Raw genomic sequence first — 21,421 nt, 5'->3', positions numbered from 1 at the left:
GGTATGCAAGGATGGGAGCAGGGCGGGGATGGCGGGCAGGGTGAATTCGAGGCAACAAAAAACCCGCCGAAGCGGGTTTTTTCAATTCTTGCAGTGGATCCGTTCAGCCGGCAGAAGCGGGGTGACGGTATCCCTGACTTGAATTACAGGGCAACTACGTTGGCAGCAGCCGGGCCTTTCTGGCCTTGCTCGATGGTGAACTCAACGCGCTGACCTTCTTCCAGGGTTTTGAAACCGTTGGACTGGATAGCGGAGAAGTGTACGAACACGTCTTTGCTGCCGTCAACCGGGGAGATGAAGCCAAAACCTTTTTCGGAGTTGAAGAATTTTACGGTACCAGTCACTTTGGACATAATAATTACTCTCAAATTTAGTGTTTGAAATGCCATCAGATGGCAAGTTTTGATTTTTCGTCAGCAATACGTAGGGGAAGCACTAAAGAAGGAGAATTATTCGTCAAGCATCATCGAAATAACACTTGCACTAATCACTGCTTTACTAAAATGACTGCCTAACATAATCAGGACTGAACTGCCGAACTATCGCTGTCGATTAGAACACGCACGCTTTGTTAAAGCAAACTTTATCTCTCAGTTGGTACTCTGTGCCGGATGACTGGATTTTCAGGACGATTTTACCTTTTATATCAATAGCATGAATATCCATTTCAGGTGCTTTTCGGGGTGGTGTGAATCCCTTTGTGCGCAGAAAAAACGAGATAAAGGGTCATGCGAGTCGACAGATAATGTCACGTCAAGGGTCAGAACCTTCCCCTTCCATCATGAAAAAGCCAGCCCGTCGACAGGGCGTGGGCTGGCTACATTCGGTTGAAACGGCATGATCAAGGCTTCTTTCGAAAGCGATTGCTGACGGAGTCAACCCAGCTGAATGTCTCGGGCAGTACCTGATTGGCGGCCCGCTCCTTGGCTTTCTCTCTTGCGAGTTGTGTCGCCGCTTTCGCAGCCGCCGCCCGGTCGGCGACCACCTTGAGCCGGCCTTCCTCGCGTATGCGATTGCGCTCGGCATTGGTCAATGGGTGGTCCGCGTTGGCCTGTGCTTTTTGCAGCAGCAGGGTGATCCCGGCCTTTTCGGCGTCGGTGAGATCCTTCATTTCCAGCTTTTTCACGGCGTGTACCTGATGACGGGGAGGGAACACCCTACCACGTCACCTGGCTGTTTATTGTGCTGTCGATGGCATTCCCGATGATTTCCCCGGTTGGACTAGGCGTGACCGGTTGGTTCGACATGGATCAGCACGATGGCGTGGGGCAGATGGCGCTGGATCCCCTGCTCTATGCGGTCACAGATGGCGTGGGAGTGCTCGATGCTCATCTCCTTGGGCAGTGTCAGGTGGAAGTCGATATGACGGCGACGCCCCGCCTGACGGCTGCGCAGATCGTGGAAGCCGCCGTGCTCAGGGCAGCACTCCTCGATCACTTGAGTGGTGATGGCCAGCTCCTCCTCGCTCATGCTGTGATCCAGCAGGGGCTGGAAGGCCTGGTTGAGCATGGTGATGGCCTCTCTGAGGATGAAGAGCGCGACCCCGATGGCGACGAGGGGATCCAGCAGATAGAGGTTGTAGCCCAGCGCAGAGGCGATCCAGATGCCGAGCAGACCGGCAGCCACCCCGAGCGAGGTCAGCACATCCGCCTTCAGATGCAGGGCATCGGCGGCCAGCGCCACCGACTCTTCTTCCTTGGCGACCCGGTAGAGATAGGCGGAGACGCCGCTGTTGACCAGCGCCGACAACAGCATGACCAGCACGCCGAGTCCGACGCCTTCGATAGGGGTGGGGGTGATCAGCTTGCCGACGGCCTCGAAGATGATCCAGCCGGCGGCCAGCAGGATCAGCAGTGCTTCGATCACGCCGGAGACATTTTCTATCTTGTCGTGGCCATAGGGGTGGCGCGGGTCGGGTGGAATATCCGACTTGCGCACGGCCACCAGCGCGATCAGGGCGGCCACCAGATCCATGGCCGAGTGGATGGCTTCGGAGATGATGCTGACGGAACCGCTCAGTATGCCGGCAATTATCTTCATGACAATCAGGCTGATATTGGAGCAAACCGAGACCAAGGCGGCTCTGGTTTTTCTGGTCATGGGATATCCCTATTCTCGATGAAATAGTTTGAAAATAAGGCCTGATAATATCAGCTTGCGTTAATAATGACTTCTTGAGGTTGTAACTTTTTGTTTCCGGCGATAGTGAGAATGCTTATCCAAATTAACACCGCTCGTTTAAATAATAGTTGTTTTGGTTTTTGGTGATTTATTTCAGCTGGTCGCCAAATAATATTGATAATCGCTACTTTATAAGGCTTCCGGTGTTTTTACGGCCGTTCCTTCCCCGGCCAGGAGTGCCTGACAGGGGTCATCGGCCCCGGTTTGGTGCGGCGTGACGGATGAGGGTGGATTCTTGCGCAAGATTGGGGGTATGCTGGATTGAGTGCGATCTTGGGATCGTCACTGAAAGCGTACTGTAGTCTACGATTCGGATGGCATGCTGGAACCTGGGTTCCAACTGTCTGGGTAACATTTTTGGAGTTTGATGATGAGTAACAAAGAACATCACAACGGCAAAGATGCCAAGAAAAAACCGCAGATGTCACTGAAAGAGAAGCGCGAAGCCAAACGTCAGAAAGCAGAACTGAAAAACGGCAGCGCGATGAAGTAACGCTCCCCATGCTGTAGTTCCTTTGGAGCCAGTAACAAAAAGCCAGCCTGTTTCGGGCTGGCTTTTATGTTTTTGGCGTGGGCTCAGGGGGTCGCGCCGTAGCTGGCAAATATCCGTTCGTAGCGGCCATCGGCTCGCATCTTGCCGAGCTGGCGATCGAACCAGCGTTGCTGCGCGGCCTGGCGAAAGGCGAAATGGTAGTGGGTGGGAGCGAACAGATCATATTGTCTGACCCGGCTGGGGGCATAGAGCTCGGCGCCATACTTGCTGGTGGCCAGTTGCGCCAGATAGTAATAGAACACCCGTTGCTCCAGGATCACCGCATCCACCCGCCCCAGCATCAGTCTGTGCACCTGTCCCTGCTGCTTGGCGACCTCCTCGTAACGGGGATTCTGGTCGGCCATGCTGGCGAAGGCTCCCCCCAATACCTGGCGTGCCCGCTGAAAGGCGCTGACCCTCAGCTCTTTCATGTCGTCCAGCGTGGCGATGTGGGTCTTGCTCAGGGTGAACACCCGGTTGTGAAAGGCGATGACGGGCTGCGACAGGAAGACGTTGTCCAGCATCCCGGGTTTGACGTTGATGATGGCATCGAGCCTGCCGGACTCCAGCATGCGAAAGGTGCGCTCCAGCGGCAGATATTCGAAGCTGGGTTCGTAACCGCTGCCACGAAAGGCTTCCCGCAGCAGATCGAGCTCGATGCCGCGTCCCTCTTCCTCAATCACATAGGGGGGAATGGCGAAACTGACCCCCACCCGCAGTGGCTCGCCGGCCAGCAAGGGGGGAGAGTGAAACAGCACGGCAAGGCTTGCCGCGAGCAGCAGGATACGAGACAAAAACCCCATGCGTTCTCTCTGACAAACGAATTGCCCTGATGATAAACCCTGGGCGGGCGACAGGGGGAGCAGGGTCGGCGACTCTGGTCGGGGGAGCCGGCTTGCGTGTCGCGCCTGCGTCAATAACGGGCAAAAAAAGGCCCTGCGTGAACAGGGCCCTCTGAACTGTGAGCTTCCCTTAGAACGGGATGTCGTCGTCGAAATCCATCGGCGGCTCGTTGTATACCGGCGGAGCGGACTGCGGCTGCTGGGCCGGACGGCTATAACCGCCCTGCTGTTGCTGCATGTTCTGCTGCGGAGCCGGGCGGGACTGGTTCATCGGCTGTTGGGACTGCATGCCCTGTTGCGGCTGACCCCAGTTGCCCTGGGACTGACCGCCCATGCCCTGACCGGCGCCTTGCGGACGGCCACCCAGCATCTGCATCACGCCGCTGAAACCATCGACCAGCACCTCGGTGGTGTAACGCTCCTGGCCGCTCTGATCCTGCCACTTGCGGGTCTGCAGCTTGCCTTCCACATAGACCTGGGAACCCTTCTTCAGGTACTCGCCCGCCACTTCGGCCAGCTTGCCCATGAAGACGACGCGGTGCCACTCGGTACGCTCTTTCTGCTCACCGGTCTGCTTGTCGCGCCAGGTGTCGGAGGTGGCCAGGGTGATGTTGGTCACGGCACCGCCGCTCGGCATGTAGCGCACTTCCGGGTCTTGCCCCAGGTTACCGATCAGAATGACTTTGTTGATGCCTCGACTGGCCATAATCTCTCTTCCACCCTTTGTATTCCGGCCAGGCCATATGCCCGGACCAATTCAACATTTCGTTTGTTTTCTGCGAGATACGCAAGAACGCCGCAGGCGCTTGCGACTCATGTGATGACTGAACCCGGGGTGGCTAGCCTGTCGACTGCCATGCCGTTTCCAGATTTTGCCCGCAATAGTAACAGTTTTTGGGGAGAAAGACGTCTTCTTCGTCGCCAGCTTCTCCGGACCGAGGGGTTAACTTACACGAGGCGGGCCTTGGCCAGCAAGTGAGCCGCAGAGGGGGATACCTAGCATCGAAACCCGGGCGCGAAAAGGGGATTCGATGACGCTGCGACAGCCTCTGTCTGCCTGGATGCCAGCATTCCACCCAAATGGGGGGGGGCTGCTAGTTATTTGTATTGCTTGGAAAATTGGTGAGTTTCAAAGGAGGCGCATCACCGTCTAATACTTTTTTAATGCTGCACCCTACGGGGGGCTTGGTACTCTCTGCTGCCGAAAAAAACCATGGCCGCAATGTTCAAGGACCAGCCTTTCATGAGCACCCCATATCCCATCGTACTGGTAACCGAAAACAATGTGCAGGCAACCAGCTTCCAGAGCTATCTGGCCGAGCAGCTGGCACTGCCCATTGTGCTGGTAAGCGCCCTGGAGGAGCTACCGCAACCGGACGAGCTCGAGCCTCGTCCGCTGTTTCTGGTCGATCTGGACTACCTCAAGTCGAGCCAGCAGGCAGGATGGCCGCGGGAGATCTCCAGCCGCTTCGGGGAGGCCAATACGGTGCTGCTCAATGCCCCGACCAGCACCGATCGGGAGCTGCTGCTGATGTGGCCCCATACCAGCGGGCTCTTCTTCTGTCAGGATCCGCTGGATCGGCTGGTGCTCGGCATTCGCAAGGTGCTGGAGGGGGAGTACTGGATCCCGCGCCACCTGCTGTGCGATCTGGTCAACTACTACCGCAAGGGTGGGGAACATCACCTGCGCAACCAGACGCTGCTGACCGTGCGCGAGCAGGAGATCATCCGCTATCTGATGACGGGCGCCTCCAATACCGAGATCGCCGACAGCCTGTTCGTGAGCGAGCACACCATCAAGTCCCACCTCTATAACGTCTTCAAGAAATTGAACGTGAAGAACCGCTTGCAGGCGGTGAGCTGGGCCAAGGAATATCTCTGAAATCGATGGGGATGATGGATAAAACCTGTCTATTCATCCAGTAGTCTCTATGCCATACTGACTCGCTCAGGTTTCCGTATCGAGCGTGCAACAAGATGGAAAAGATCGTGGTCCGGGGTGCTCGCACCCACAACCTCAAGAACATCAATCTGACCCTGCCCCGCGACAAGCTGATCGTGGTCACCGGCCTCTCCGGTTCGGGCAAATCCTCTCTGGCGTTCGATACCCTCTATGCCGAGGGGCAGCGCCGCTACGTGGAGTCGCTCTCCGCCTATGCCCGCCAGTTCCTCTCCCTGATGGAGAAGCCGGACGTCGACCATATCGAGGGGCTTTCGCCCGCCATCTCCATCGAGCAGAAGTCCACCTCCCACAACCCGCGTTCGACCGTCGGCACCATCACCGAAATCTACGACTACCTGCGTCTGCTGTTTGCCCGGGTCGGTGAGCCGCGCTGCCCGACCCACGCCATTCCGCTCGCCGCCCAGACCATCAGCCAGATGGTGGATCAGGTGTTGGCCCAGCCGGAGGGGAGCAAGCTGATGCTGCTGGCCCCTGTGGTGCGCGATCGCAAAGGGGAGCACACCAAGCTGCTGGAAAACCTGGCGGCCCAGGGTTACATCCGTGCCCGCATCGACGGTGAGGTGTGCGACCTGTCTGACCCTCCCGCGCTGGAGCTGCACAAGAAGCACACCATCGAGGTGGTGGTGGATCGCTTCAAGGTGCGCGAGGACCTGGCCCTGCGTCTGGCCGAATCATTCGAGACGGCGCTGACCCTCTCCGGCGGCATCGTGCTGGTGGTGCCCATGGACGGCGAGGAGGGGGTCGCCCCCATGACCTTCTCCGCCAACTTCGCCTGCCCGGAGTGCGGCTACTCCATGTCGGAGCTGGAGCCGCGCATCTTCTCCTTCAACAACCCGGCCGGAGCCTGCCCCACCTGTGACGGCCTCGGGGTGCAGCAATATTTCGATCCGGCCAAGGTGATCGGCGATCCGGCCATCAGTCTGGCCAACGGCGCCATCCGCGGTTGGGACAAGCGCAGCTTCTACTACTTCCAGATGCTCAAATCCCTCTCCGAGCACTACAAGTTCGATCTGGAAACGCCCTGGGAAGATCTGCCGGTCAAGACCCAGGAGGTGATCCTGCGTGGCTCCGGTCGCACCGAGATCGAGTTCCGCTACATGAACGATCGCGGCGATGTGGTGGTGCGCAAGCACCCGTTCGAGGGGATCCTGCACAACATGGAGCGGCGCTATCGGGAAACCGAATCCAACTCGGTGCGTGAAGAGCTGGCCAAATACATCGCCAACAAATCCTGCACCAGTTGCGGCGGCAGCCGGCTGCGGGAAGAGGCGCGCCACGTCTTCGTCGACAACCGCAACCTGCCGGCCATCGCCGAGCAGTCCATCGGCGATGCGCTGGCCTTCTTCGAAGGGTTGAATCTGACCGGCCAGCGCGCCCAGATTGCCGAGAAGATCTTGAAAGAGATCGTCGAGCGGCTCGGCTTCCTGGTGAACGTGGGTCTCAACTACCTGAGCCTGTCCCGCAGTGCCGAGACCCTCTCCGGTGGCGAGGCGCAGCGGATCCGGCTGGCCAGCCAGATCGGGGCCGGTCTGGTGGGGGTCATGTATGTGCTGGACGAGCCTTCCATCGGCCTGCACCAGCGGGACAACGAGCGCCTGCTCAAGACCCTGACCCATCTGCGCGATCTCGGCAACACGGTGATCGTGGTGGAGCACGACGAGGATGCCATTCGCCTCGCCGACCATGTGCTCGATATCGGCCCGGGGGCCGGGGTGCACGGTGGGGCCATCGTCGCCCAGGGTACGCCGGAAGAGATCATTGCGAACCCCGAGTCCCTCACCGGTGACTACCTCTCCGGCCGCAAGCAGATCGCCATCCCGGCCGAGCGCACCCCGCTCACCGGCAAGTGGCTGAAACTCAAAGGGGCGAGCGGCAACAACCTGCGCAACGTCAACCTGGACCTGCCCATCGGGGTGATGACCTGCGTCACCGGCGTCTCCGGCTCCGGCAAGTCGACCCTGATCAACGACACCCTGTTCCGTATCGCCCACCGCGAGCTGAACAAGGCGACCGAGTCCACCCCGGCCCCCTATCGCAGCGTCGAGGGGCTGGAGCACCTGGACAAGGTGGTGGATATCGACCAGAGCCCTATCGGCCGTACGCCGCGCTCCAACCCGGCCACCTACACCGGCCTTTTCACCCCGATCCGCGAGCTGCTCTCCGGCACCCAGGAGGCGCGTTCCCGCGGCTACCAGCCGGGCCGCTTCTCCTTCAACGTGAAGGGGGGCCGTTGCGAGGCGTGCCAGGGGGACGGTGTCATCAAGGTGGAGATGCACTTCCTGCCGGACGTCTACGTGCCGTGCGACGTCTGCAAGGGCAAGCGCTACAACCGCGAGACGCTGGAGGTGAAGTACAAGGGCAAGAACATCCACGAGATCCTCGAGATGACGGTGGAAGATGCCCGCGAGTTCTTCGATCCGGTACCGGCGGTGGCGCGCAAGCTGCAGACCCTGATGGACGTGGGCCTCTCCTATATCCGCCTCGGCCAGTCGGCCACCACGCTCTCTGGCGGCGAGGCGCAGCGGGTCAAGCTGGCGCGCGAGCTCTCCAAGCGGGATACCGGGCAGACCCTCTACATCCTGGACGAGCCCACCACAGGGCTGCACTTCCACGACATCCAGCAACTGCTCAAGGTACTGCACCAGCTGCGGGATCGCGGCAACACCATCGTCATCATCGAGCACAATCTGGACGTCATCAAAACCGCCGACTGGATCGTCGATCTGGGGCCTGAGGGGGGCGCCGGTGGTGGCCGTATCCTGGTGACGGGGACGCCGGAACAGATCAGCCGTTGCGAGGATTCTCATACGGCCCGCTTCCTGGCACCTCTGCTGGCCAGATAAAGCGTTCAATAATTGTGACAAGGGGCCCTGGGCCCCTTGTTTTTATTGTGGTAATTCAGTGACCTCTCGGCGGGCCTATCCTCCATACTTGGGGCAAGACCCTTCCCGCTTCGCATTGCCATTCAAAGGATATTGGCGCTCATGGCTCAACCGTCCCGCTCCATCGACCATCTGCTGGCCTACTCCATGTTTCCGGTTTGGGCCGGAGCCATCCTGATGCTGCTCATCGTGATCGCACTGGCCCAGGTGCCGGCGGCGCAGCGGGTCGAGGAGCGGCGGATGGAGGAGCACCTGCAGCGGGTGATCAGGGCGGTGCAGAACGACATCGGCGCCATGAATGCCTTTACCCGGGACTGGGGGATCTGGGATCAGAGCTACCATTTTCTGGCCCACCCCAACCAGGCCTACATCAACTCCAATCTGCTGGTCGACACCCCGATGCGGGACTTTGAACTCAACGTGTTGAGTTACATGGATTTGCAGGGTTCGGAGATCTGGACCCGCACCCTGTTGCCAGATGCGCCGGACGCGGATACCACCCTGTTGCCCTCCTTTCTGGACGATCTCAAGCTGCAGCTGCTGCGCGAGTCACGGCAGGCGGGCATCAGCAACCTGAGTGGCGTCAGGCGCTCCCAGTGGGGACCGCTCATCTTTTCGCTGCAGCCGGTGACCGATACCCTCGGCAGCGTCAAACACAACGGCTATCTGCTGGCGACTCGCTGGCTGGACAAGCGCTATCTGCAGGATCTGGGGGAACGGACCGCGCTCACGCTGACCATAGCCCAACCAAGAACGCGCGAGCATCTGGGCTCCTTCAAACCGCTCGGACCGCACATGAGCTACCGGCTGGTCGATCTCGGGTTGCAGCAGGTCAGAGGGGAGGGGTTGCTGCTCGACAACGACGGCGAGCCTGTATTGACCCTGATCGTGGACGAGGAGCGGGACGTGTTGCTGGGGGCGATGGAGGGGGCGATCTGGACCTTCATCGGCATGCTGCTGATAAGCTTCGCCTGCATTCTGATGGCACTGGCCCGGCTGCGGGCCATCGTGCTGGGGCCGATCGGCGAGCTGGTGGGGGCGCTGCACCAGTTTACCGAGAAGCAGGACGCGAGCGTGCTGCCCATCATCGACAGCAGCCAGGAGATGGCGCTGCTCAGCCGCAAATTCCGCGAGATGGCGGCCAGGATCAGCCTGCACCACAGTGCCCTGCTGGCCCACTCCTCCCGCATGGAGGTCGCAGCCTATACGGATCCACTGACTCATGCCTTCAACCGCCGTTATCTCGATGAGTGGCTGCTGAACCGCCAGGATCCGGCGGCAGGCTGGGTGCTGGTGATCCTGGATCTGGATCACTTCAAACGGGTCAACGATCGCTTCGGCCACGACATCGGCGATCTGCTGTTATGTCAGCTGGCCGAGCTGCTGCGAGGGGCGCTGGATGAGGAGGAGCCGCTGATCCGGCTGGGTGGCGAGGAGTTCATGCTGTTGCTGGCCAGAGAGGAGCCAGGACAAGTGGCGGGACGGATCGAGCGCCTGCGCCGCAAGATCGCCGACTGCCGTTTCGGGCGGGAGGAGCTGCCGCTGCGCATGACCGTCTCGCTGGGATTCTGCGATTATCCTCTGCATGCGGAGCTGGAGGACTCTTTCTGGAGTCTGAGTTTCAAGCTGGCGGACATGGCCCTGTACCGGGCGAAACAGGAGGGCCGGGATCGCTGGCGTGGATACAGCGGCGAGCTGGGGCGGGCACAGTGGAGGTTGAGCCCGGAGCAGCTGGCGGAAGGGGAGTGGCTGTTGTGCCAGGCCTCCCACGCCAACCAACCGGTCTAATGGGTCAGGATCAGCAGGGCCATGCCGAGCACGAAGCCCAGCAAAATAAACAGAAAAGAGCCAATGCCCCAGATGGCTGCCAATATGGCTACTATTTTGTCCCTTCTGGTTTGTGGTTTCATAAAGAATTACTTACAGCCCGGCTACATGGCCCGCAAAAATACTCTTGTTGGACGAGTGAAACAACCGTTTTCAGTCGTTTTTATCCCCAATAAGATATATTGAAATTATTTCTTATTGTGGTTGGCAAGGCGGAAAATCTATCCAGTTAATTGTTTTTATTTGATATTTTTGGTGTTTTTCTCGATGCTCAGCATGGCTGGAAGCTGCTGTACACATCTATCTATTTCTTGGTAACGTTTGAGCTAAATCAATAACTCGGCATTCACATCCCTTTATAGTTTTCGGGCTTGCAACATATAAAACGAAAACTAAAAGGAATACGTGATGAAAAAGATCCTTCCTCTGATGATCGCAGCAGCGCTTGCGTCCCCCGTCGCCATGGCTCACCAGGCCGGCGATTTTCTGGTGCGTGGCGGCCTGGCTTTCGTTTCTCCGCAAACGAGCAGTGACAACGTGCTGGGTACCGGCGAGCTGGAAATCGACAGCAATATGCAGCTGGGTCTGACGCTCTCCTATCTGATCACCGACAACTGGGGTGTCGAGCTGCTGGCGGCCACGCCCTTCTCCCACTCCGTCTCCACCGCCGGTCTGGGCGAAGTGGCCAAGGTCAAGCACCTGCCGCCGACCCTGATGGCGCAGTACTACTTCGGTGATGCCAACAGCAAGGTTCGCCCCTATATCGGTGCCGGTATCAACTACACCACCTTCTTCGACGAGCAGGGCCGCGGTGCGCTGGATGGTACCGACGTGAGCGTTGACTCCTCCTGGGGCATGGCCGGTCAGGTCGGTCTGGACATGGCGATCAATGATCGCTGGTTCGTCAACGCTTCCGCCTGGATCATCGATATCGATACCGATGTGCACACCGCCGTCGGGACCATCAATACCTCCATCGATCCCATGGCCTTCATGTTTGGTGTCGGCTATCGCTTCTGATAGGGCACAGGGTTGGCCTCCCCACGGGCCATTACAGCTAGCATGTCTCTTTGGCCCGGCACAGTCCGGGCCCTTTTACGGTCAGGCCACCCCCCGTCAACTGTGATCCAACCCCATATAGATCAATAAAATACCCTCTGTCTCCCCTCTATAATTCGCCCCTTGTGCCGATAGTGTCTATGTTCACGTTACCTTTCCCCCACGAGTGAGGATGTCTCCATGGGTTTATCTATTGTGCAGCGGATCATCGCCGGATTTGTGTTGATGCTGCTGCTGTTGATCCTGCTGGGTGTGATCAGCACCCTGAAGATCAGGGGCATCAACGACGGCTTGTCGCAGGTCTCCGACCGGGCAACCCCCCTGGTGATTGCGGTGGCCGGCCTGAAAGGCGCCCTGCAGGACAGCAACCGCTGGGTGCTGGTCTACCGGACCAACGAGGATGCAAGCCAGCTGCCGCAGCTGGCCAGCCAGTTCAAGGAGCAGCAGGCGCGTTTCAGTCAACTGAGCCAGGAGATGGACAAGTTTAGCGGGGTGGCCGAGGCCGACTCTCGTTTTCAGCAGGTCGATACCGCCACCAAGCAGTTCTACGGCCTGGCCGAACAGGTGCTCTCCCAGCACAGCCAATGGGTCAATGCCCAGGATCAGCGCCACAAGCTGGAGATTGCCTTTATCCGGCTGGAAGACACCTACCAGTGGGCGGCGGACTTGTTGTTGCAGCAGACGGCCAGCAAGCGCTCCATGCGCAACAAGGCGGAGCTCATCACCTCGGGCATCGCGCGCGACCTGAAGAACATTCGCCGGGCCGATGCCAAGACCGACCTCAACGAACTGGAGAAGGTGCTGAGCAAGGACATCGAGATGGCGCGCAAGCGGCTTGACCGGGTGCTGGTGCCGGATGACGTGAAGCAGCGCTTCGTCTCCAACCTCGACCGGATGCAGGAGCTGGCGCTCGGCCCGCAGGGGCTGCTCGCCACCATGCGCAATGCCCAGCAGTTGGCCGCTTCGCTGCAGACCCTCAATCAGCAGCTCGACGCCAGCCTGATCAACAGCCTGGGGCTGCTCGACGAGATGGGACAGTCGGCCGGCTCCATCGCCAGCCAGAGCCGCACCACGGCGGATGATGCGGTCAGCAGTGCCAGCTTCTGGATCCTGATCGTGGCCGCCATCTCGGCTGCCGCCGCTCTCATCATCGGCTATACCACGGCGCGCAGCATTCAGCGCCCGCTGCAGATGATCAACAAGGAGCTGGATTACATGGCGGCCGGGGACATGACCCGCCGCATCAATTACCGCAGCAGTTGCGAATTCGGCGCCCTGGCCCGTTCCATCGACGTGCTGGCCGGCAAAACCGGCGAGCTGCTCTCCCAGATCAATGCCGGCTCCCGTCATCTGGTGGAGGAGGCGAGCCGCGCCGCCGAGATAAGCGAAAGGGCGGTATCCCGGGTGCAGGATCAGAAGAGCCAGACCGATCAGGTGGCCGCCGCCATCACCGAGCTGGAGGTGAGTGCCACCGAGGTGGCCCGCTCCACCGACGGCACCAAGCGGGAAGTGGATCTGGCGGATGACGAAGCCAGAACCGGTCGCCAGAAGGTTGCCACCACCCGTCGCATCACGGAACAACTGGCCGGTGCCATGGAGGAGGCCGTCGGCATCACCTACAAGCTGGGCGAATTCAGCGACAACATCGGCAGCATTCTCGACGTGATCCGCAGCATCGCCGAACAGACCAACCTGCTGGCGCTGAACGCAGCCATCGAGGCGGCGCGGGCTGGCGACGCCGGCCGCGGCTTCGCGGTGGTGGCCGACGAGGTGCGGGCGCTGGCCAACCGGACCCAGACGTCGACCGAAGAGATCCAGGCGATGATCGAAAACCTGCAGAGCTCGAGCAAGCTGGTGGTGGAGGTGATGGGACGCAGCCAGGAGCAGACCCACAGCTGTGTCGAACAGACCCGAGAGATGGATGTGGCCCTGCAGTCCATCGCCGACCGGATGAGCGCCATCAAGGCGATGGCGGATCAGGTGGCGCATGCGGCTCAGGAGCAGATCTCGGTCAGCCAGGGGGTGGCACGTCACATCTCCGGCATCGCCGAGGTGGCCTACGAGACCGAGCGGGAGGCACGGGAATCGGCCAGCAGCAGCGAGGTACTGGCGGATCTGGTGGCCAAGCAGCAGCAATTGATCGCACATTTCAAGGTTTAGGAGGGCTTATGTCTAACAAGTGGATCGGGGCCCTGAGTCTCCTGTTGTGTGGTCAGCTGATGGCCAGCGAGCTGGTGATCGAGAGCTGGCGGATTGATGACAAGGCCTTGTGGGAGCAGAAGATCATCCCTGCCTTCGAGGCCTCCCACCCGGGCATCCAGGTGAAGTTCAACGGGGTGCAGAACGTCGACTACATGCCGACCCTGTGGGCCAGCCTGAAGGAGGGCAAGGCGGGGGATCTCATCACCTGCCGGCCGTTCGACGACTCCCTGGCCCTGTTCAAGGCGGGCCATCTGGCGGAGCTGACCGAGATGTCGGGGATGGAGAACTTCCCGAGTTTTGCCCAGTCTCCCTGGCAGACCGACTCCGGCGCCCAGACCTTCTGCGTGCCCATGGCCTCGGTGATTCATGGCTTCTTCTACAACAAGAAGATTTTCAGCGAGCTGGGGCTGAGCGTGCCGCAGACCCGGGATGCCTTCTTCGCGGCGCTGGACAAGGTGAAGGCCGATGGCCGCTATGTGCCGCTGGCCATGAGTGGCTCGGAAAGCTGGGTATCCTCCGAGCTTGGCTTCCAGAACATAGGCCCCAACTACTGGAAGGGGGAGGATGGTCGGCTGGCCTTGATCGGTGGGCAGGAGCGCTTTGACAACCCGCCCTACATCAAGGTGTTCGAGGAGCTGGCGCGCTGGCGACCCTACCTCGGCGAAGGTGGCGAGAGCCGTGACTATGCCGCGACCAACGAGCTGTTTACCTCGGGCAAGGCTGCCTTCTACGTGGCGGGTTCCTGGGAGATCGCCCCCTTCACCGGCAAGGTCGATTTTGGCGTGATGCGCCCGCCCGTGGCAAAACAGGGCGATGGCTGCTTCTTTACCGATCACACCGACATCGGGATGGGCATGAACCCGGCCAGCAAGAACAAGGAGGCGGCCATGGCCTTCCTGCAGTGGCTGACCACGCCCCAGTTCGCCGAGCTCTATACCAACTCGCTGCCCGGCTTCTTCTCCCTCTCCAACCACTTCTTCGAGGTCACCAACCCGGCGGCGAAGGAGATGATGGAGTGGCGGGATCAGTGCGACTCCACCATCCGGGTGGCCACCCAGATCCTCTCCCGCGGTACGCCCAAGCTGGGGGACGAGCTGGCCGAAGTGAGTCAGGCCGTGCTGCTCGGCAAGATGGAGCCCAAGGCGGCAGCCGATCGGCTGGAGCAGGGACTGAAGGGCTGGTATCCGCCTCATCAGGGCAACAAGGTGAAAGGGGCTGATTGCCAGTGTGACGCTCCTGCCGCCGTGCCTGCGGTGTCGGCTGCAGCGGCGACCACCGAGCCTGCTGCTGCACCTGCCACGACGCCGGCGGTGACAGATACACCAGCCGCCCCGGCGCCGTCAGCAACGCCTGCCGCAGCGGCCTCTGCGGCGGCAGCCCCGCTACCGGCGCCGTCGGCCGAGGTGGAGCAGGCGCTCTCCAACGAGCTGGAAACGCCGCAGCAATAGCTGCCGGCAGATACACCACGGGAGGCATCAGCCTCCCGTTTTCTTTGCTGCCCGTGGTCTGATTCATTGCTCCGTACGGGGCCAGCGGCAGAGACTGCCGATGCGGGCCACCGGGGCAAAGCCGAGCGAGCGATAGACCCGCTGGGCGTGATAGTGCTCGTCGGCCACTATGATGAGCCGGTCGACCCGCGTCAGCCCGTGCCTGGCAACCTGGCTCAGCAGCTGGCGGCACAACCCCTGATTGCGCCATGCCTGCCGGGTGCGCACCAGCTGGAAGCGGCCCAGAGTATCGGTGAAGAAGAGACCGCAACTGGCGACCAGCAGCTCCTGCTGCCAGATCCCCCACCACTGACCCAGCCCGTCCCCGATCATCGCCTCATACAACTGGCGGCGTGACTGCAGATAGGGCAGGTAGCTCTGCTCCGAGTGGCCGGGATCCCGTTCCTCCAGTTCAAAGGCCAGCCACTCGTCCCAGTCGGTCGGGGTAAAGGGGCGCGCAGCCACCGTCGCGGCTGGCGGTTGCCAGTCGGTGGCCTCCAGTGCCAGCACCACGCACTCCATGTACTGGTATCCCGCCGCCACGAAGCCGGCGACCCGGCTGTTCTGACCGGCCGCGAGAGGCCACTGGAAGGTGCGGTGTCTGACCCGGGGATCTTGCCCGATCAGCTTGTCGAAACTGGCCTCGAGCCAGCCCTTGTCGTGATCGCTGGGGGGAAAGGGGAGCAACAGATAGTTGCCAAAATAGTAATCGGGAGCATCGGGAGTGCGCACGGCCCAGAACTGCTCATGGTCGACCACGTTGCCCTGATAGCGATCGAACAGCAAGTCGGTGGCAAAGCCGGGGTGGGTGTCCATGATGATGCTCCTGCGAATGGTTCAATTGGTTATCGGCAGGAAGGGGAAGAGGTTGAAAAGGGGCCGGAGAAACCTCCGGCCAAACAATCACACGCAGATTCAGAACGTCCAGGACGATCTGCGTTCATCATAACGCGACTCGCCGGATTTTGGGATGGGGTGCCAATCGTTACTTTGGCTTTATTGCCAAATAAAAATCGGCGGCCTTCATCTCGCTGTAAAACAGTGTTGACTTTGTGTCATTTTCTCATAAAGATGGAAAGACGTTTAGACGTCCAAACATTCGTTTTGACGTAGAGAAATGGATTGCAGGGCAGGGAGAGAGCAGATGGGATTTCACAGCGCACGTCAGGTTGAGGCACTCAACCAGAGTCTGGCAGATTTGAGTGGCGACATTTCGGTCAGTTTCGAGTTTTTTCCGCCCAACAGCGAAGGGATGGAAAATACCCTGTGGCAATCCATCGAGCGATTGAAGGTGCTGGAGCCCAAGTTCGTGTCGGTGACCTATGGTGCCAACTCGGGCACCCGGGATCGCACGCACAAGGTGATCAAGGACATCAAGGAGCGGACCGGTCTGATCGCCGCCCCTCACCTGACCTGTATCGACGCCAGCCGCGACGAGCTGCGCACCATTGCCCGCGATTACTGGAACAGCGGCATCCGCCATATCGTGGCGCTGCGCGGCGACCTGCCCCAGGGGCTGGAGAAGCCAGAGATGTATGCCACCGACCTGGTAGCCCTGCTCAAGGCCGAAGCGGACTTCGATATCTCGGTGGCCGCCTACCCGGAAGGTCACCCGGAAGCGCGCAGTGCGCAGTCGGATCTGCTCAACCTGAAGCGCAAGATTGATGCCGGTGCCAACCGCGCCATTACCCAGTTCTTCTTTGACGTCGAGACCTACCTGCGTTTTCGGGATCGCTGCGCCGCCATTGGCATTGATGCCGAGATCGTGCCGGGGATCCTGCCGGTCTCCAACTACCAGACCCTGGCCAAGTTTGCCGGTTTCACCAACGTGAAGATCCCGCGCTGGATGCATCAGCGTTTCGAGGGGCTGGATGATGATCAGATGACCCGCAACATGGTGGGGGCGAGCATCGCCATCGATCAGGTACGGGTGCTGAGTCAGGAGGGGGTGAAGGATTTCCACTTCTATACCCTGAACCGCTCCGAGTTGACCTACGCCATCTGCCACACCCTGGGGGTGAGGCCGAAAGGCCAGCCGTAACGGATCGCGGGTACAAAAAAAGCCAATGAGTCGCTCATTGGCTTTTTTGTTATGGCGACCAATCAGGGTCTGGTGGGAGCAATCTCTTTGGGTTCGAGATCGATCACCGCATTGCCGGCGGCGCCGGGGTACTGGTGATAGCTCTGGTCCTGCTCCAGGGTGTAGAAGGTATCCAGATAGTCATCGTTGTTGGTCATCCAGGAGTCGGGCAGTGCCTTGACGATGCGACCGCCGAGATCGAGGAAGGGCAGAGCCTCGGGCACGCCGCCAGCGGTGAAGGCCAGCTTGAGGGCATCGATGAACAGGCCGCTCAGCTCCTTGTAGTTGACGTTGTCGTCCTGCTCCATCATGACGATGTCGACGGCACCCCAGCGATAGCGATCCCAGTAGACCAGGATCTGGTTGGGGGTGTAGTCGGTGTTGTCATAGTCGAGATAGGGCATGTCGACGATGTCGACCACGGGCTCATCCCGGCTGGGATTGACCCCTGCGACCACTGCATACACCTCGGCCGCACCCAGCAGCCAGGGCTCCTGATCATCCTTCAACCGAATTTTCTTCAGGATGCTGGTCTTGAGCGGCGCCGTGCTGGCAGCCGCACGGGGAGCCACCTGCATGTCGGCGGCAGCCAGCGCCTTGCGGATCACCTTGAGGCCGGCGTTCTTGGCCTTGACGGGATCGGCCTCAACGACCAGGACCGGACGGGCCGGTGCCTTGTCCACATCCAGATAGACGGGGTTGCCGGCGCTGTCGAAGGCTTCGATGGCGCTCCAGCTCTTCTCATCTCCGCTCGGTACATAGGCGACCAGCGGCTCGACACCCTGCTGCAGCGCGGCGGCCTGTTCCGGGTTGGCCAGTCGCAGCTGCATCAGCTCCTTGACCTCACCGTCCAGCCCTTGCCTGCTGATGGCCGCCTGGTTGGCATCCCGAGCCTGGCGTTTCAGGCGCGGACTGGCCTTTTGCAACAGGTTGGGCAGTGGGCTCTGGTACTCCTGATTGCTCAGCAGCGGCAGCAGGTTCTTCTGCTGCAGCGCGAGCTGGCGGGCCAGCTCCCGATCGGTGTCGGCAGCGTGGGCGGTGGTGGCGCCCAGCAGTGCCAGTAACAAAATGACAGCCTGATTCCTCATTATTATTCTCCAGTTTATGAGTCTGACATGAGGCACGCATCGGGGAAGAAGAAGTGCCTCGCCACCACTTAATGGCAATTAGTTTCAGCTGTGAACCAAATTCTCTGAATTATGTGCGGTGTCTCACGGGGGGCTCCCCAGATGGTCAGGTCAGTTTCTCCGCTGGTTGACTTGATGCAGGATGATGCCGACGAGCAATCCCCAGCAGGCGGCGCCGATGCCGAGCAGGCTGATGCCGGAGGCGGTGATGATGAAGGTCAGCAGGGCGGCCTCACGGGCATCGTCGTGTTGCAATGCGGTGTGCAGGCTGCTGCCGATGGTGCCGAGCAGCGCTAGCCCGGCGACACAGGTCACCAGCGTGGCCGGGAAGGCCGTGAAAAGGGCCGCCACCGTGGCCCCGAAACAGCCGGTCAGCAGATAGAAGCCCCCGGCCCATACCGCAGCGGGCCAGCGCCGGTTGGCGTCCGGATCCACCTCTTTCCCCATGCAGATGGCTGCAGTGATGGCCGCCAGGTTGAAGGCGTAGCCGCCGAAGGGGGCCAGTAACAGGCCGGTCAGGCCGGTCCAAGTGATAAGAGAGGAGGTGGCGGGTTGATAGCCGTGGGCCCGCAAAATGGTAATGCCGGGCATGTTCTGGGAGGTCATGGTGACGATGAACAGCGGCAGGGCAATGCCGAACAGGGCATCAAAAGAGAACGCTGGCCAGACCATGACCGGGCCGGCCAGTTGCCAGTGAATGGCGTCAAGCTGCAGCTCCCCTCGCAACAGACAGATGAGGATCCCGACTGCCAGCACCAGCACCATAGTATAGCGTGGCCAGAGATGGCGGCCGAGCAGGAATGCCAGCAACAGGCTGCCGAGCAGCAAGGGATCGGCTGGCGCAACCTTGAACAGATCCAGTCCGAACTTGAGCAATACCCCGGCCAGCATGGCCGCCGCCAGTTGGGCCGGGATATGACGCATCAGCCGATCGAACCAGCCGCTGATGCCGCACAGGGTGATCAATAGAGAAGAGATAACGAAGGCGCCGATGGCCTCGGCCAGGGTGAAGTTGCCGAGACTGGTGATGAGCAGGGCGGCACCCGGGGTCGACCAGGCGGTCAAGACAGGGATGCGGTAATAGAGGGAGAGGCCGATGCAGCTGATACCCATGCCGATGCCCAGTGTCCATAGCCAGGAGGCGAGCTGGGCAGCATCGGCCCCCGCTGCCGTGGCTGCCTGAATGATCAGGATGACCGAACTGGTGTAGCCAACCATCACGGCGATGAAGCCGGCGACCAGGTGGGGAAGGGCAAAGGGCATGGTGACGTCCTTGTGGGGTTGTGACGGCTTGTGCGTTATTGCGTACAATATTGCTTCAGACTATATCGCTGTGCGCTATAGCGCACAAGGCGATTCAAGCAAGCGCAACAAAGAGGCAGTCATGCAAGAGATGAATCAGCATCTGGCCCAACGTCTAAAAGGCTTGCGCAGCGAACTGGGCTGGAGCCTGGATGTCGCGGCGCGGGAAACGGGAGTGAGCAAGGCCATGCTGGGCCAGATTGAGCGGGGGGAGTCGAGCCCGACGGTGGCCACGCTGTGGAAGATTGCCACCGGCTTTCGAGTCTCTTTCTCCAGCTTTATCGAGCCGGCTCCCACGGCGCAGGACGATGTGCTTTATCGCACCGCCGATGCCATTCGCCAACAACCGGCGGGAGAAGGCATGCAGGTCGCTCCCCTCTTCCCTTATGAGGGGCGTTTTGGTTTCGAATTGTTTGAGCTGACTCTGTTGCCCGGCTATCAACGAGAGTCAGAACCCCATGAACCTGGGGTGACCGAACATGTCATCGTCATCAGCGGCCAGATGGAAGTGCTGGTGGAAGGGGAGTGGCGCTCCTTGACGCAGGGGGAGGCGGTGCGTTTCGCGGCCGACCGCCCCCATGGCTATCGAAATCAGGGGGTGGCCCCTGCCATCTTCCACAATCTGATCCACTATCCGGCCAGCAGATCTTGACCCTCACGGGTCAGCCAGGACGCCCATCTGCCCGGGGGCTGGTCAGTATGGGGGTATAGACCCAGACAAACAGAGCATATGCCAGGCTCCAGGCAAGGCCGCTCAGGTTCCAGCCGTACAGGGTATAGGCAGGCCAGAGCAGCGGGATCAGCACCCGGAGCAGGGTGGCCATGATGACCAGCCCGAACGCGCACTGGATCCTGCGCCCCACCTGCAAGGCTCGACCGCTGTGGCCGAGGGAGACCCTGGCTATCATCCCCAGGATCATGGTCCCCATGCAGCCGGCACTGAGCAGGTGGCTGGCCAGCGACAGGCTGATGGGCAGGCCGGCAGCCAGAGCTCCAAGGGCGAGCAGACCGAGAGGAATAAACAGGTAGGCTAGGTGCAGCGACCACAAGAGGGGTTGGCCAAGGGTGGACGGCAGTCGCCAACGCAGCTGGCGCCACAAGTGCAAAACGGTCGCCACCATATATAGAGGAAGCATATAGAGGCTGGTCACCCATGGGGTGGGTAGCAGCAGCCAGCTCACCAAGGTGAGCCACAGCGTGGTAAGGGAAGCCCGCTCCAGCCAGAGAATAGGGACGGCTTTTTCCATCCCGGTGGCTCTGGCGGTAAAGAAGGGAATGACTCGTCCTCCCATCACGGCGATCAGGGTCGTGAACAGCAGCACAGTGGTGATGAGCAGATGTTCCAGATCTGCCCACTGTGTCTGCCACAGCCAGCTGGCGGCGTTGAGCAGTGTCAGAACGACAAGCAGAGGTACAAAGAAGAGGTTGCGCCACTGCCTGGTTACCACTATGGGTTTGGCCAGATACCAGGCGCAAAGAGGCAACCAGAGCAGGTCTGCCGTCATCAAGAAGGTATTGTGCTCACCCAGCCAGGGCAGCAAGGCCCTCGGCAATGCCCATAGTACGACGATCAGCACCAGGGGCCAGCTTCTGACCCCGGGGTGAGCGGTCCAGTTTTGCACTGCCGTCAGCAGAAATCCCGCGACGATTGCCGCCCCGAAACCAAACAACATCTCGTGGGCATGCCACCAGATGGGGTTGCCAATCCCCGGCAAAACGAACCAGCCATTGAGTTGCCCCAGCCAGCCCAACATCGCCAATGCCGAAAACGAGGCGCCAAGCAGAAAGAAGGGCCTAAACCCGAGGCGGAACAGAGGAACGATTTTCTCCTCTTTGCGGCTATCCAGGATCTGATGCATGGCGAGACCTAAATTGAACATTTGAAAAGCCAATTATAAAGTGGCTTTTCAAATGTTCAATTTAAATCCAATGAAAGC

18 protein-coding genes are annotated in these 21,421 nt (G+C 60.3%); 9 read left to right on the top strand and 9 right to left on the bottom strand.

The window, feature by feature from the left end:
- Positions 1-143: 143 nt before the first annotated feature.
- The 3 genes from cspE to CK627_RS02045 all read right to left on the bottom strand — a co-directional run bounded on the left by cspE (position 144) and on the right by CK627_RS02045 (position 2,100).
- A complete protein-coding gene (gene cspE / locus CK627_RS02055; RefSeq protein ID WP_005306081.1) occupies positions 144-353 on the bottom strand; it encodes a transcription antiterminator/RNA stability regulator CspE in 210 nt (69 codons plus the stop codon).
- A 488-nt stretch (positions 354-841) separates the two neighbouring features.
- Positions 842-1,126, bottom strand: coding sequence for a YjbD family protein (locus CK627_RS02050; RefSeq protein ID WP_017765555.1), 285 nt, complete (start codon positions 1,124-1,126; stop codon positions 842-844).
- Positions 1,127-1,221: 95 nt separating this feature from the next.
- Positions 1,222-2,100, bottom strand: a complete 879-nt coding sequence (locus CK627_RS02045; RefSeq protein ID WP_005306075.1) for a cation diffusion facilitator family transporter — start codon at positions 2,098-2,100, stop codon at positions 1,222-1,224.
- A 451-nt stretch (positions 2,101-2,551) separates the two neighbouring features.
- Here CK627_RS02045 and CK627_RS23135 point away from each other — a divergent pair, with 451 nt between their 5' ends.
- Positions 2,552-2,674 (top strand): hypothetical protein, encoded by a 123-nt coding sequence (locus CK627_RS23135; protein WP_005306071.1) that lies wholly within the window; start codon positions 2,552-2,554, stop codon positions 2,672-2,674.
- 83 nt (positions 2,675-2,757) lie between these two features.
- Here CK627_RS23135 and CK627_RS02035 read toward each other — a convergent pair whose 3' ends face one another.
- Together CK627_RS02035 and CK627_RS02030 are read right to left on the bottom strand one after the other, a co-directional pair.
- Positions 2,758-3,516, bottom strand: coding sequence for a substrate-binding periplasmic protein (locus tag CK627_RS02035; protein WP_095591566.1), 759 nt, complete (start codon positions 3,514-3,516; stop codon positions 2,758-2,760).
- Between the two features lie 169 nt (positions 3,517-3,685).
- Entirely contained in the window at positions 3,686-4,261 is a 576-nt protein-coding gene (locus CK627_RS02030) for a single-stranded DNA-binding protein (protein ID WP_005306061.1), read from the bottom strand.
- A 516-nt stretch (positions 4,262-4,777) separates the two neighbouring features.
- On the opposite strand from CK627_RS02030, the gene CK627_RS02025 reads away from it, so the two are divergent.
- From CK627_RS02025 to CK627_RS02000, 6 genes are all read left to right on the top strand, one after another.
- Complete coding sequence (locus tag CK627_RS02025) at positions 4,778-5,437, top strand: LuxR C-terminal-related transcriptional regulator (protein WP_024942757.1); 660 nt, start codon at positions 4,778-4,780, stop codon at positions 5,435-5,437.
- A 95-nt stretch (positions 5,438-5,532) separates the two neighbouring features.
- Entirely contained in the window at positions 5,533-8,361 is a 2,829-nt protein-coding gene (gene uvrA / locus CK627_RS02020; protein ID WP_095591565.1) for an excinuclease ABC subunit UvrA, read from the top strand.
- Between the two features lie 141 nt (positions 8,362-8,502).
- Complete coding sequence (locus CK627_RS02015) at positions 8,503-10,188, top strand: sensor domain-containing diguanylate cyclase (protein ID WP_167385239.1); 1,686 nt, start codon at positions 8,503-8,505, stop codon at positions 10,186-10,188.
- Between the two features lie 447 nt (positions 10,189-10,635).
- Positions 10,636-11,247 carry an OmpW family outer membrane protein gene (locus CK627_RS02010; protein WP_005306049.1) on the top strand — a complete coding sequence of 204 codons (612 nt, stop codon included), beginning with the start codon at positions 10,636-10,638 and terminating at the stop codon, positions 11,245-11,247.
- Between the two features lie 219 nt (positions 11,248-11,466).
- Positions 11,467-13,446: a HAMP domain-containing methyl-accepting chemotaxis protein gene (locus CK627_RS02005; RefSeq protein WP_095591564.1), complete on the top strand. Its 1,980-nt coding sequence runs from the start codon at positions 11,467-11,469 to the stop codon at positions 13,444-13,446.
- A gap of 8 nt (positions 13,447-13,454) precedes the next feature.
- Positions 13,455-14,936, top strand: coding sequence for an ABC transporter substrate-binding protein (locus CK627_RS02000; RefSeq protein WP_054543619.1), 1,482 nt, complete (start codon positions 13,455-13,457; stop codon positions 14,934-14,936).
- 63 nt (positions 14,937-14,999) lie between these two features.
- Here CK627_RS02000 and CK627_RS01995 read toward each other — a convergent pair whose 3' ends face one another.
- Complete coding sequence (locus tag CK627_RS01995) at positions 15,000-15,791, bottom strand: GNAT family N-acetyltransferase (RefSeq protein WP_095591563.1); 792 nt, start codon at positions 15,789-15,791, stop codon at positions 15,000-15,002.
- Positions 15,792-16,119: 328 nt separating this feature from the next.
- Here CK627_RS01995 and metF point away from each other — a divergent pair, with 328 nt between their 5' ends.
- The gene (gene metF / locus CK627_RS01990; protein ID WP_005306036.1) at positions 16,120-17,016 is read left to right on the top strand and encodes a methylenetetrahydrofolate reductase; all 897 of its coding nucleotides are present in this window, start codon (positions 16,120-16,122) and stop codon (positions 17,014-17,016) included.
- Between the two features lie 62 nt (positions 17,017-17,078).
- Here the strand turns inward: metF and CK627_RS01985 are convergent, their stop codons facing one another.
- A complete protein-coding gene (locus tag CK627_RS01985; protein WP_011707631.1) occupies positions 17,079-18,143 on the bottom strand; it encodes a DUF3103 family protein in 1,065 nt (354 codons plus the stop codon).
- Between the two features lie 150 nt (positions 18,144-18,293).
- A complete protein-coding gene (locus CK627_RS01980) occupies positions 18,294-19,445 on the bottom strand; it encodes a benzoate/H(+) symporter BenE family transporter (protein ID WP_043172008.1) in 1,152 nt (383 codons plus the stop codon).
- 121 nt (positions 19,446-19,566) lie between these two features.
- Between CK627_RS01980 and CK627_RS01975 the strand changes: the two genes are divergently transcribed.
- Positions 19,567-20,136, top strand: coding sequence for a helix-turn-helix domain-containing protein (locus CK627_RS01975; RefSeq protein ID WP_005306022.1), 570 nt, complete (start codon positions 19,567-19,569; stop codon positions 20,134-20,136).
- 10 nt (positions 20,137-20,146) lie between these two features.
- Here CK627_RS01975 and CK627_RS01970 read toward each other — a convergent pair whose 3' ends face one another.
- A complete protein-coding gene (locus tag CK627_RS01970; protein WP_095593440.1) occupies positions 20,147-21,343 on the bottom strand; it encodes an NnrS family protein in 1,197 nt (398 codons plus the stop codon).
- Positions 21,344-21,421: the final 78 nt, after the last annotated feature.

This window comes from Aeromonas dhakensis (assembly GCF_002285935.1).
Taxonomy (GTDB): Bacteria; Pseudomonadota; Gammaproteobacteria; order Enterobacterales; family Aeromonadaceae; genus Aeromonas; species Aeromonas dhakensis.
Note: the sequence above shows the minus strand (reverse complement) of the source record. Positions and strands in the feature narration are given on the sequence as shown.